Source organism: Sutcliffiella cohnii, from assembly GCF_002250055.1.
GTDB lineage: Bacteria > Bacillota > Bacilli > Bacillales > Bacillaceae_I > Sutcliffiella > Sutcliffiella cohnii.
On record NZ_CP018866.1, the window covers coordinates 1,182,394 to 1,195,443 of the forward strand.

Genomic DNA, 13,050 nt, shown 5'->3' on the forward strand with positions numbered 1-13,050 from the left:
GATGTGTGAGAGAGGTGTCAATATGGAAAGATATACGGAACCAAAATATAGAACAATTTATGAAGCAACAGAAGAAGAATTAGAGCAACTAAGATTAAAGTCTATACATTCCAAATGGAAGCCTAACTTTCATATTCATCCTCAGTATGGATTAATTAATGATCCGAATGGTCTTGCGTATTTTAACGGGGAATATCATGTGTTTTATCAATGGTATCCGTTCGGGGCTATGCACGGTATGAAGCATTGGGCACATGCAAAGTCAAAAGATCTAGTAAACTGGGAAAGACTTCCTGTAGCAATAGTTCCAGTTGAAGACTATGAATCTCATGGTGCCTATTCTGGAGCATCTCTCGAAATAGATGGTAAGCTTTATTTGTACTATACAGGTAATATCAAATATAGTGCGGAAGAGAGATCTGCGAATCAAAACCTTGCGATTATGGACAGGGATGGCAACATTACGAAATACGAAAACAACCCGTTGATAGAAGGTGTTCCATCCGGGTTTACTGGTCACGTTCGTGATCCGAAAGTTTTTCAAAAAGGTGACACTTATTACATGATGCTCGGTGCGCAAAGAACCGATTTAACTGGAGCTATCATAGTCTATGAATCTAGTAACGGAATAGATTGGAGTTTCAAAGGTGAATTGAACATAAACTTAGAGCTCCCAGACTCTGTTTACATGCTAGAGTGTCCCGATTATTTCGAGTTGGATGGCAAAGATGTGATTGTCGTATCTCCACAAGGGTTGAAGCCAGATGGACACGATTACCACAATCTTTACAACGTAATTTACGTCATTGGTAAGCTAAATCTTGAAACTCTTACATTCGATGTAGAAACTTATCAAGAGTTAGACAAAGGGTTCGATTTCTACGCTCCTCAAACATTTACTGGTCCTAATAACGAGCGTTTTTTATACGCGTGGGCAGGTATGGGGGAAATTGACTATCCAACAGATAAGGAAGATTGGGCACATTGCTTGTCATTACCGAGAGAACTTAATCTAGTAAATGGGAAGGTTCTTCAAAAGCCAGCGGACTCATTGAAGCTTCTAAGAAAAGGTCAAAAGGTGAAAGAACTAATGACCGTAGAAGGCGTGAAAGAAATTGATCATGAATCTAGCCAGTACGAACTGGAACTAGATTTTCAAAATAAAACCTCTTCTACATTCGGTGTGGAACTGTTCGCATCAGATACAGAAGGATTAGTCCTACAATTTAATAAAGAAAAGCAAGTAGTAAGCTTAAATCGTGAAAAATTTGATGCTGTTTTTGGAGAAGAGTTCGGTATAATTAGAAGTGCGGAACTTGAAATTGGAGACATTACGAAAGTACAAGTAATAGTAGACCGTAGTATTGCTGAAATTTTCATTAACGACGGAGAAGTTGTATTCACGACTAGAGTTTTTCCAAAGAGTGAATCGAACGGAATAAAAATTTACAGCGATGGGAAGCTAGAATGTAGTTTTACAAAATATGAACTTTCTGAAGGTATTTCTAAATAAGGGTGAGAGTATGACAAAATTATACGCAATCGGTGAAGTGTTAATCGATTTTATCCCACAACAAAAAGGTGTGTCGCTTAAAGATGTCGTATCTTTCGAGCGCGCACCTGGTGGGGCACCTGCGAATGTTGCGGCCGCAGTTGCGAAATATGGTCATAACGCTTCTATCATTACAAAACTGGGACAAGATTCATTTGGTGATTTTTTATTGGAAGTGTTAAACGATGTTGGGGTAGAGACAGATAAAGTGCTCCGAACAGCGGAAGCCAATACAGCACTAGCATTTGTTTCGTTAACAGAAGATGGTGAAAGAGAATTTTCTTTTTATCGTAAACCGTCAGCAGACTTACTTTTTCAAGAAGATGAGCTGGAAGCAGACTGGTTCCAAAAAGGAGATATTCTACATTTCTGTTCTGTAGACTTAGTAGAAAGTCCAATGAAACATGCGCATAAAAAGGCGATTTCCTTAATGAAAAATAGTGGTGGACTTATTAGCTTTGACCCAAATGTGAGACTTCCTCTTTGGGATAACCCATCGGATTGCCGCGAAGCAATTTTGGAATTTATCCCGCATGCGCACGTTGTTAAAATCTCGGATGAAGAATTAGAATTTATTACAGGGTTAACTGATACGGAACAAGCGATTCACTCCTTGTTTACCGGTGATGTCCAAGCTGTTATTTTTACGAAAGGTGCAAAAGGAGCAGACCTTTACGTGAAAGGGCAAAAGTGGGAGTCAAAAGGATACAAGGTCGGAGTACAAGATACAACTGGTGCAGGCGATGCCTTTATAGGTGGTTTCTTATATCAACTACTCGTATCTGGCACGACATCGGAAAATTTAACGAATGTACTTGCCGAGAACTATGAACAATTTTTACAGTTTGCCAATGCTAGTGGTGCTTTAACTGCCACTGCAAAAGGCGCCATCTCAGCACTTCCGACAAAGGAACAAATTTTACAACTAATAGAAGAGCAATCGGACCCGTCGTAATGCGGGTCTTTTCTTGTTCATTGTTAAATGAGCGTATAAGCAGACTGTTTGCATTTGTCATTTTATCCCTCTAAGATGAATGGAAAGAGTTAAAACATTTGTAGAAAGGATGTTTACGATGAAAATACTTGTAGTTGGAGCAAATGGCCAAATCGGAAAACAGTTAGTAACCTTTATACAAGAACAGGATCATTTACATGCGAGGGCGATGATCCGTAATAAGGAGCAAGCATCTTTTTTTGAAGAGTTAGGTGCCGAAACGGTAGTAGTAGATTTAGAGGGAGATATTGATTCAATTGCAAAAGCTGCGGAAGGCGTCGATGCGATAGTATTTACAGCTGGTTCAGGGCCACATACGGGAAAAGATAAAACGATAATGGTCGACTTGGATGGTGCGATAAAAACAGTAGAAGCTGCTAAATTAGCTGGTATAAAACGTTTTATTATGATTAGTTCCTTTGATACGAGACGACAAGCTATTCTCGATGCCCCACCTTCTTTCGCACCATATGTGGCAGCGAAATATTATGCGGATGAATGGTTAAGAAAGACGGAATTAGATTATACGATCATCCATCCTGGTGCATTAGTAAATGAAAAAGGAACAGGAAAGATAAAAGCGGGATTTGATTTGGAAATTGGAGAAGTTGCTAGAGAAGATGTAGCGAGGGTAATTATTGCAACATTACAAAATGATAGCACCATTGGGAAAGAGTTTCAGGTAATTGGTGGGACAGAGTCAATTAAAGAGGTGATACAATCTGTTTAATGGAAAGGCGGTTTATTCCGTCTTTTTTTGTGCAAACATTTAGACAAGTTTTTAATGGTACTGAAGAAATGTCATTTGGGTGGTACACTTTATCTATGTTGGGAGAAGGGGGAAAAGAATATGCTGCATGAGAAAATAGAAGTGAAACATAAACAAGATGTCGCCATGTTACATACTTACATATTGGATAATTCATCTGAAATCGATCCTAATCGAAAAAGGCCAATGGTTGTCGTCTGCCCTGGGGGAGGGTATGAGTTCACTTCCGATCGGGAAGCGGAACCTATCGCGATTCAATTAAACGCAATGGGGTTTCATGCGTCTGTTTTAAGGTATAGTGTAAAGCCAACAGAATTTCCATCAGCATTATGTCAGTTAGCGAAAACAGTAAAGTTAATTAGAAAGAATGTAGATAAGTGGAATGTAGATGCAAACAAAATCATTATAATGGGTTTCTCTGCTGGTGGACACCTTGCAGCGAGTTTAGGAGTTTTCTGGAATAGAGACCCGTTACCCAAAATATTAGACGTACAGCCGGAACAAATAAAACCGAATGGACTAATACTATCGTATCCAGTCATCACATCAGGGGAACATGCACATAAAGGTAGTTTTCGAGCGTTGTTAGGGAAAAAGTTAGCTGATAAAGCGTTGCTTAACCTAATGTCATTAGAAAATCAAGTAACGTCACATACACCGCCTACTTTTCTATGGCATACGTTTACCGATACCGCGGTCCCAGTAGAAAATAGTTTGTTGTTTGCAAACGCACTTGCAAAGCACGACGTATCATTAGAAATGCATATTTATCCTAGAGGTGCTCACGGTTTATCACTTGGAACAGAAGAAACGATGGTTAGTGCAAAAAACCTTCAGAGTGAGGTTGTAAATTGGATTGAAATGGCTGGTAGGTGGATAAAAGGGCTTTAAATAGGAACAGGGTCAGTGGATACACTGGTCCTGTTCTTTTCGAGTTTAGATTAGATGGTGTTCTTATTCCTACGAAATTTCATATATATTAGTTGGTTTAACTTTTAGTAGGGTAGGTGAATAAATGGATCAGTCATCAAGAAACAACAAGAAAATAGATGGTAGCAGTAAAGATAAACAACTAGAGAAGTTCCGTATTCAAAATACCGGTAAAAAGATAACAACAAATGAAGGGTTAAAAGTTGCTAACAATGATGCTACATTAAAAGCCGGGCCGCGTGGTCCAATTTTAATGGAAGATTTTCATTTTATCCAAAAACAGATGCATTTTGATAAAGAACGAATCCCGGAAAGGGTCGTACATGCTAGAGGCTTTGGTGCTCATGGAGAGTTTCAAGTGTATAAATCGATGAGAAAGGTTACAAAGGCCGGCTTTCTACAAGACCCAACTACTACCACTCCTGTTTTTGTACGATTTTCTACTGTTCAAGGCGGAAAAGGTTCAAAGGATACAGCGAGGGATGTGCGAGGATTTGCCACTAAATTCTATACCGAGGAAGGGAATTATGATCTACTATCACTTCCGTTCCCAGTGTTTTTTGTACACGATCCATTTAAATTCGTAGATTCGCAACACGCACTGAAACCGAATCCACATGATGATATGCCGACAGCTTCGGCTGCTCACGATAATTTTTGGGATTTTGTTGCGAACAATCAAGAGTCCGCGCATTTTGTTATGTGGGCAATGTCGGATCGAACTATCCCTAGAAGCTGGCGTATGATGGAATGGTTTCCGATTAATACGTTTCGATTTGTCAATGATCAAGGTAAAGCAACATTTGTAAAGTTTCATTGGAAGCCAATACTCGGTGTTCATTCGCTGTTAATGGAAGAAGCACAAATAATTGGTGGAATTGACCCTGATTATCATAGACGAGATTTAAAAGAAGCGATTGACCGTGGTGCATATCCAGTTTTTGAACTAGGTGTACAGATGATTGCGGAAGAAGATGAATTTAAATACGAATTTGATATTATCGACCCAACGAAATTATGGCCGGAAGAATTAATCCCTGTCGAAAAAATCGGAAAGTTAACATTGAATCGTAATGTAGATAATTTTTTCGCTGAAACAGAACAATCAGCGTTTGATATAACAAACCTTGTTCCTGGCATTGATTTCTCGAATGATCCAATATTACAAGGAAGAACATTTACTTACAAAGTGACACAAATGCACCGACTAGGAAGTATTAATTATACAGAACTTCCAATCAATCGTTCACTCTGTCCTTTTCATAATAATCAGCGAGATGGTCATATGAGACATCGAATAGATGTAGACCAAGTAAACTATTATAAAAACTCGATTGCAAACAATACACCAGGTCCTAGCCCTGAAGGATTTGCTCATTATCCAGAAAAAGTAGCAGGTCGTAAGCAAAAGGACAATAGTTTCAAAGATTGCTTTTCTCATGCAAGAATGTTCTGGAATAGTATGTCGACTATTGAGAAACAGCATATTATTGAATCTTTTAGTTTTTCAGTAGGGAAAGTGGAGAGTGAATCTGTTCGTCAACAAGTTGTAAATATGTTTGTGAATGTAGATAAAGAAATGGCAACTACAATAGCGGAAAATGTAGGAGTAAAACCTCCAGCCGGAAATCATGTACCTGTAACAGTGACCTCCCCTGCAGTTAGCCAAGCGAACACCCCGAAATTTGCCTTTTCATTAAAAGTAGGAGTACTAATTGGAGAAGGATTTAATGGGCGAGAAGTGATGAAGGTAATGGATGAGCTCAAGCAAAATGGTATATTTATAGATGTCATTAGTGATAAGCTTGGTACTATAACAGGGACAGATGGTGCGAAGTTAAAAGTGAATAAAACATTTCTTACAACACATCACGTGCTATTAGATGCACTATATGTTGTAGGTGGTCGCTCTAAAAACCAAACAGTTTTTGATCAACGTGTGGACGAATTTATGAAAGGTGCGTACAAAAGTTTTAAGCCAATTGGAGTGGCAACGACCGGGAAACTTTATATTCAAAATGATAAACATAATAATTTGGAAGGTGTCGTTTTCGCGGACCCTTATACGAACATAGAAAAAGAGTTTGTCTCTGCTATAGCTCATCATCGATTTTGGAATCGTAAGTAAATGAAGAAGTAATGCTCTAAACTCCTATTGATTGTAACAATTTTAACATAAAAGCTAATTACTTATATGTTAAAATACGTACAAATAGATTATAGGAGTTGAGCTTTCTTGAGAAAAATAGGACTATCTATTATTGGAATATGCTTTCTTTTAATCTTAGGGGCATGTAGCAATAACGAAACAAAAACAGTAGACATTAAGCAATTAGTGAATGAATATAGTGTTGGTAGTTTCGAAGAGGTTTCCGCTTCTATCACATCACATGAACTAATCGTAACGGAAGAGGATGAAGAAGTTACAACATATGAGCTTCCTAAGGAAGAGTTTTTCGTTTCGATTGCGCCTTATGTGGAAAAAACACACCCATGTGCAATCCATAGCTTAACAGGATGCCAAGGAGAACTAGTAGAACAAGAGTTTGATGTATATATAGAAGATGAAAACGGAAATGTCGTAGTCGATGAAACAATTACTTCTTTGGAGAATGGATTTATCGACTTATGGCTACCGAGAGACCAAACATTTCAAGTGACAATTGAATACGATGGAAAAGAAACGAAATCCGAAATATCTACTTTTGAAGGTGACAATACGTGTATAACGACAATGCAGTTGTTATAACAATGTCAAGAATGAAGCGAACAGTCTATGTGCTGTTCGCTTTTTTTTGATGGGGAAAATTACCTTTTAAAGTGGTATTGTATGGTAAAATATATTTTAAGAAAAATTTGTCATTTCATTTTTCGGGAAATAGTTGAAAAAGCCCTAACAAATCGCCTGTGCAACTGGAAAATATAATAACGCAACTTTCTGTTAACAAAGTGCAACGATAGAATGATAGAGTTAGCAGTGATGTTTTCGTACAATTTAGTTAAGATTAAGGAGGGAGTTAAAAATATGTCATTTGGAGAAAAATTATTAGCGTTAAGAAAAGAGAATGGACTTTCACAAGAGGCATTAGCAGAGAAGCTAAATACATCACGCCAAGCAATAAGTAAGTGGGAAAATGGTCAAGGATATCCTGAAACAGAAAAAATAATAATGATTTCTACTATCTTTGAAGTGTCAACAGATTTCTTGTTAAAGGATAACGTGTCAGAAAATGATCATTCAAATGATGGATATTACGTAAGCAAGGAGAAAGTAGAAGGGTATTTAGATTACTATACGAAAGTAGGTAAATCTTTATCTTTAGGTTTTAGTTTACTTATATTGTCTGTAATTCCATATTTAGTTTTTAAAGACAAACCAGAAATTTATGTTATCCCTATTATTTTACTTGCTACACTAGGATTAGTTACTATTGTATCAGTGATAGTAAAAGCGAACACAGACTATGAAAAGCTTGATAAAAAAATGCTGTTGCTTGACTCAACAACTCTCCAAAACTTAATGGAGCGTTACGAAAACGTGAAGCGGAAGAATGGTGCTTTTGTAATCGGGCTTGGTGTCGCATTACTAATAATTAGTTTTCTCGGATTCTTACTAGAGAGGCAAGACATCGCTTTAGGTGTGTTAGTACCTTACTATCCATTATTTGTTGCCTTTATTGCTATAGGTGTTTTTATATTAGTTCGAAAAATAACGATTATTTCTGCTTACAGTATTTTTGTGAAAAATAAGGAGCATATGGAAAGACTAGAAGCACAATCAAATAAAAAATGGAGAAAAAAGCTGAATGAATGGTTTTGAGATTAATAGAGATTACATAGAAGTGTAGTCTCTTTTTTACTATAGAAAGAAACGAAAATGTTTACTAAAAACTGGGGGATAAACGTATGTGGCATATATCAAAAGAAGCGAAGGAAAAGTTTTTAATGTGTAATTTGTTGCCTATTCAAGAGGAAGATGAGCATTGGGAGATCGCGCTGCGGGAAGCGGAGGAAGAAGGCGAGGACATTTTCACTCGATTAAAAGAAGAACTTGATGAAGTAAAGGAGCAATTGTTACAGACCTTGCCAAGCAGATTTATTCCGTATGTGAAGGACGGTACACTAAACAAGCCAACATTACCAAAACATGTACGTGATGATTACGTTCAATGGATGCGAGAAGCTGATAAAGAATTCGAACAAGTTCTTGATGCGGCTTACGAACAAACAAAAATGGCGATTACGTATTTACCCCAAGCTGTTCAAGAGGTGTTTCAAGAAAGTTTGCACGATGCGGTAATTCAGCAAATCATTCGTGACGATAAATCATTGCTGCTTATTATTAATACAGATGGTGGTTTTTCAACAAAATCACTAATTCAATTGCATTTTAAAAACGTCACATCGGAAGATACTAATCATCCTATAGAAGTTGGCCAATGGTTTATATATGACGAACTACAGAAAAGAGACAATAGTTTTGCGTTTCGTGTATTGTTCGAATGTCCTGAAAGTGAATGGACAATTACGATGGAAAGTTTAGATGCTAATTATTTTTATCGACCTAGCCTCTATACGAAATTACGAGATGAAGAAAAGTTAGCGGAGACAACATTTGAAAGTTATGTATCCGAGTTAAATAGCGAATATCGATATTGGTTCATTACACCCGATGTTTCATGTGCTATTCAATCACTAACACCTAATATCGAATTCGAAAATGGAGAGATTGAATTTTTTGGAAAAGAGTATGTTGTTACTGTAGGCAACGAAAAGTTCAGCTATCATCTTGATGAACATAATCCAATTGCTTTTATTTATACAGATATTTACGAAGATCCGTATGCACACTTATCCGAACCAGTACTTGTGGAAGACCTAGAAGAAGCAGCATTAAGTGATAATATAGAATTGCAAGTACGCGCCTGGAATACAATGTATGGGAATGCCAAAGAGCTTTCATCAATTATTAATAACGTGTTACTAAAAATACAAATGAAAGAAGAGAACGAAATGTTGTTGAGTGTATATACAAACCACTTTTATAAAGAAGGAATTTTGGCTGAAAACGTAATAGAAAAATTCCGAGACTTAATTGAATTTGAATAATAAAAGGCTATTACATCCAAAGACTACTTTTGGATGTTTTTTTATAAAGTTTAGAATATTAGAACGACTATAAGTAATATAGTATATAAGACATGCACCTCAAGAAATAGGAACGAATGGATAATTAAAGGAGGGCTTTGAATGAAAAATAGAATTGATCCTGAGTTACGTGCAATGCTTGACATTTTTCCCCCGTTAAACTTAGACGATGTACAAGCTACGAGAAAGGCAATGGAGGATGCGGCGCAGTTAACAGAACTACCGGTTGATGAAGAGGTCGTTGTTTCAAATAGAATGGTACCTGGACCTGAAGATAATCCATACGTAAGAGTACGTATTTATGAGCCGAAAGAAAAAACAGAGAAACTTCCAGGACTATTGTGGATTCATGGTGGTGGATATGTGTTAGGTGCCCCAGAGGGTGATGATTTATTATGTCAACGATTTGTTAAGGAGGCCAATTGTGTGGTCGTTTCCGTTGATTATCGTCTTGCACCGGAACATCCGTATCCAGCACCGTTAGAGGATTGCTATGCAGCTCTACAGTGGTTTGCTAAAAAGGTGGATGAACTAGGGGTAGATGCTTCAAGAATTGGAGTTGGCGGACAAAGTGCAGGAGGCGGCTTAACCGCAGCGCTAGCTTTACTTGCTCGCGATAGAAATGGCCCAGAACTTTGCTTCCAAATGCCACTATATCCGATGATTGATGATAAAAACAATTCACCGTCCAGTTTAGAGATTACAGGCAATCTAATCTGGAATCATGATTTAAACGAAAAAGGTTGGTCTATGTATTTAAATGGGAAAAATGGTAAAGACGACGTCCCAGCTCATGCGGCTCCATCGCGTGCAACAGACCTGACAAATCTTCCTTACACGTATACATGTGTTGGGCAATTAGATCCATTTCGTGATGAAACACTCGATTACGTTAAACGACTATGCCAAGCAGGAGTCGACGTTGAATTTCACCTGTACCCAGGCGCCTATCACGGATTTGAAACGCTAAATCCAGCAGCTGCAGTAAGTCAACGAGCCCTCGCAGAATATGTTGGAGCAGTGAAGCATGTTTTGAACCGGGAGAAGGTAGTGGAGAGGAAATAAGATGAAAAAATAAATATCAAATTTGAACCATTTAGAACTATGTCTCTAAATGGTTTTTTATTGTTGCTCAAAAAAATAATAATTAGGACTTTTTATGTATTCTGCTATGAAAGAGATTTTATCGGAGGGATTCCTTTTACGTCTCCCGATTGATTTATGCCAATTGAATTCTCCTTTGCTCCATTATCCATACTAATATAAAACATATAGGTTGACATGAAAGCCGTTTCATAACTTACACTAAGACTAATAATAATGAAGTGATCTATTCTTACATTATTTTGGCTAACTAGATCACGAAATACATATAGAAAGTAGGAGAGAGCATGACAAACAAAAGCGTTATCTTCTTTGATATAGATGGAACGTTATTAAATCATGAAAAAGAACTACCTGCCTCTACGAAAGAATCGATTATGAAACTAAAAGAAGCGGGACATATCGTTGCGATTGCGACAGGTCGGGCACCTTTTATGTATGAAGAATTACGGAAAGAATTAGGTATTAATACGTTCGTTAGTTATAACGGGCAATACGTTGTGTTAAATGGGGAAGTATTATATGCGAATCCATTAAATATTACCTCCCTAATTAAGTTAACGGAAGATGCGTTACAAAATGAGCATCCGATTGTATATATGGATCATGAAGATATGAAGGCGAATGTACCAGAGCATCCTTTCATAAAGGAAAGTATTGATACATTAAAAATAAAACAGTTCCCAACACACGACCCTCACTATTATAAAGAGCGTGAATTGTACCAATCGCTTCTATTCTGTCCAGTAGGGGAGGAAAAGCAATATGAAGAGAAGTATGATGACTTTGATTTCGTAAGATGGCATCCTGTTTCGGTTGATATTCTTCCAAAGGGTGGTTCGAAAGCAAAAGGTATCGATAAAATTGTCGAAAAGCTTGGCGTTTCAAAGGAAAACGTTTATGCTTTTGGGGACGGATTGAATGATATTGAAATGTTAACAGAAGTTCACAACAGTGTAGCAATGGGGAATGCAGAAGATGTAGTAAAATCCGTTGCAAAACATGTGACAGATTCAGTAGAAGACGACGGCATTTATCACGGACTTCAAATGGTTGGATTGTTAAAATAAGAAACAAAAAGTGCACCTTGGAAATACGAAGGTGCACTTTTATTTTAAATAATTCCTTGAGCAATCATCGCATCCGCAACTTTTACGAAACCAGCAATGTTTGCGCCAACCACTAAGTTTCCAGGTGCTCCATATTCTTCTGCTGCTTTTTTACTATTGCGGTAAATATTTTTCATAATTTCTTGTAGCTTACAATCGACTTCTTCAAAGCTCCAGGAAAGTCTCATGCTATTTTGTGCCATTTCTAATGCTGATACAGAAACACCACCAGCATTAGCCGCTTTTGCAGGAGCGAATAATACCCCATTTTGTAAGAAAACTTCAATAGCTTCTAACGAAGATGGCATATTTGCCCCTTCACCTACCGCCTTTACCCCATTAGATACTAACAGTTTTGCAGACTCTTCATCTATTTCGTTTTGCGTCGCACAAGGAAGAGCGATATCACATGGAACCGACCAGATGCCACTGCATTGATCACTGTAAATTGCATTAGAGTGATCTTTTACATACTCGCTAATTCGTTTATTCTCTACTTCTTTAAGACGTTTTACAGTATCTAAGTTAATGCCGTTCGGATCATAAATGTAACCATTTGAATCACTACATGCTACTACTTTTGCACCTAGCTCGATCGCTTTTTCCATTGCATAAATCGAAACATTTCCCGATCCTGATACAACGACAGTGCTTCCTTTGAAGTGTTGGTTACTATCTTTTAACATTTCCTCTACAAAATAAACAGTCCCATATCCTGTAGCTTCTTTACGTGCTAAACTTCCCCCATAACCAATTCCTTTGCCAGTTAAAACTCCAGCTTCAAATCCGCCACGCATTTTCTTATATTGTCCAAATAAGTAACCAATTTCTTTTGCACCAACACCTATATCGCCAGCTGGTACGTCGATATCTGGTCCGATATACTTGCTAAGCTCTGTCATGAAGCTTTGACAAAAACGCATAATTTCTCCGTCTGATTTGCCTTTCGGATCAAAATCAGCTCCGCCTTTGCCTCCACCAATTGGTTGACCAGTTAATGAATTTTTAAAAATTTGTTCAAAACCTAAAAACTTGATGATGCTTGCATTTACAGAAGGGTGAAATCTTATTCCACCTTTATAAGGTCCAATGGCACTGTTATATTGAACACGGAATCCGCGATTAACTTTAACATTTCCGTTGTCATCAACCCATGGTACGCGGAAAGAGATGACTCTTTCAGGCTCAACGATTCTTTCGAGGATTGCTTGACGCATATATTGAGGGTTTTTCACGAGGACTGGCACTAATGAATCGAAGACCTCTTTTACAGCTTGGTGGAATTCACTTTCATTTGCGTTTCGTACTTTTACCGTTTCATACACTTCTTGAACATACTTGCTTGCATTTTTTGTATGTGAATGTTGAACTTTTTCTAATGTTTTCATACGCATCAGTCCTTTTTCAGTTAATGTTTTATGTTAATAGTAATTTTTTTTATAAA

The 13,050-nt window shown here is 37.5% G+C and carries 11 protein-coding genes; 10 read left to right on the top strand and 1 reads right to left on the bottom strand.

Annotated features, from left to right (window positions below; all coding sequences use genetic code 11):
- The first annotated feature begins 22 nt into the window (after positions 1-22).
- The 10 genes from BC6307_RS05700 to BC6307_RS05745 all read left to right on the top strand — a co-directional run bounded on the left by BC6307_RS05700 (position 23) and on the right by BC6307_RS05745 (position 11,567).
- Complete coding sequence (locus tag BC6307_RS05700) at positions 23-1,513, top strand: glycoside hydrolase family 32 protein (RefSeq protein WP_066418753.1); 1,491 nt, start codon at positions 23-25, stop codon at positions 1,511-1,513.
- Positions 1,514-1,523: 10 nt separating this feature from the next.
- On the top strand, positions 1,524-2,507 hold the full coding sequence (locus tag BC6307_RS05705) for a carbohydrate kinase family protein (protein WP_066418756.1): 984 nt from the start codon (positions 1,524-1,526) through the stop codon (positions 2,505-2,507).
- Positions 2,508-2,625: 118 nt separating this feature from the next.
- Positions 2,626-3,276 (top strand): SDR family oxidoreductase, encoded by a 651-nt coding sequence (locus BC6307_RS05710; protein ID WP_066418758.1) that lies wholly within the window; start codon positions 2,626-2,628, stop codon positions 3,274-3,276.
- Between the two features lie 120 nt (positions 3,277-3,396).
- Positions 3,397-4,206: an alpha/beta hydrolase gene (locus tag BC6307_RS05715; protein ID WP_066418760.1), complete on the top strand. Its 810-nt coding sequence runs from the start codon at positions 3,397-3,399 to the stop codon at positions 4,204-4,206.
- Positions 4,207-4,330: 124 nt separating this feature from the next.
- The gene (locus BC6307_RS05720; RefSeq protein ID WP_066418764.1) at positions 4,331-6,373 is read left to right on the top strand and encodes a catalase; all 2,043 of its coding nucleotides are present in this window, start codon (positions 4,331-4,333) and stop codon (positions 6,371-6,373) included.
- 108 nt (positions 6,374-6,481) lie between these two features.
- A complete protein-coding gene (locus tag BC6307_RS05725; protein ID WP_066418765.1) occupies positions 6,482-6,994 on the top strand; it encodes a CueP family metal-binding protein in 513 nt (170 codons plus the stop codon).
- Positions 6,995-7,270: 276 nt separating this feature from the next.
- Positions 7,271-8,065, top strand: a complete 795-nt coding sequence (locus BC6307_RS05730) for a helix-turn-helix domain-containing protein (protein ID WP_066418766.1) — start codon at positions 7,271-7,273, stop codon at positions 8,063-8,065.
- 86 nt (positions 8,066-8,151) lie between these two features.
- Positions 8,152-9,354 (top strand): DUF4085 family protein, encoded by a 1,203-nt coding sequence (locus BC6307_RS05735; RefSeq protein ID WP_066418768.1) that lies wholly within the window; start codon positions 8,152-8,154, stop codon positions 9,352-9,354.
- A 141-nt stretch (positions 9,355-9,495) separates the two neighbouring features.
- Positions 9,496-10,458: an alpha/beta hydrolase gene (locus tag BC6307_RS05740; protein ID WP_066418769.1), complete on the top strand. Its 963-nt coding sequence runs from the start codon at positions 9,496-9,498 to the stop codon at positions 10,456-10,458.
- 326 nt (positions 10,459-10,784) lie between these two features.
- The gene (locus BC6307_RS05745) at positions 10,785-11,567 is read left to right on the top strand and encodes a Cof-type HAD-IIB family hydrolase (RefSeq protein WP_066418772.1); all 783 of its coding nucleotides are present in this window, start codon (positions 10,785-10,787) and stop codon (positions 11,565-11,567) included.
- A gap of 44 nt (positions 11,568-11,611) precedes the next feature.
- Here the strand turns inward: BC6307_RS05745 and gdhA are convergent, their stop codons facing one another.
- Complete coding sequence (gene gdhA / locus BC6307_RS05750; protein ID WP_066418775.1) at positions 11,612-12,994, bottom strand: NADP-specific glutamate dehydrogenase; 1,383 nt, start codon at positions 12,992-12,994, stop codon at positions 11,612-11,614.
- Positions 12,995-13,050 lie beyond the last annotated feature (56 nt).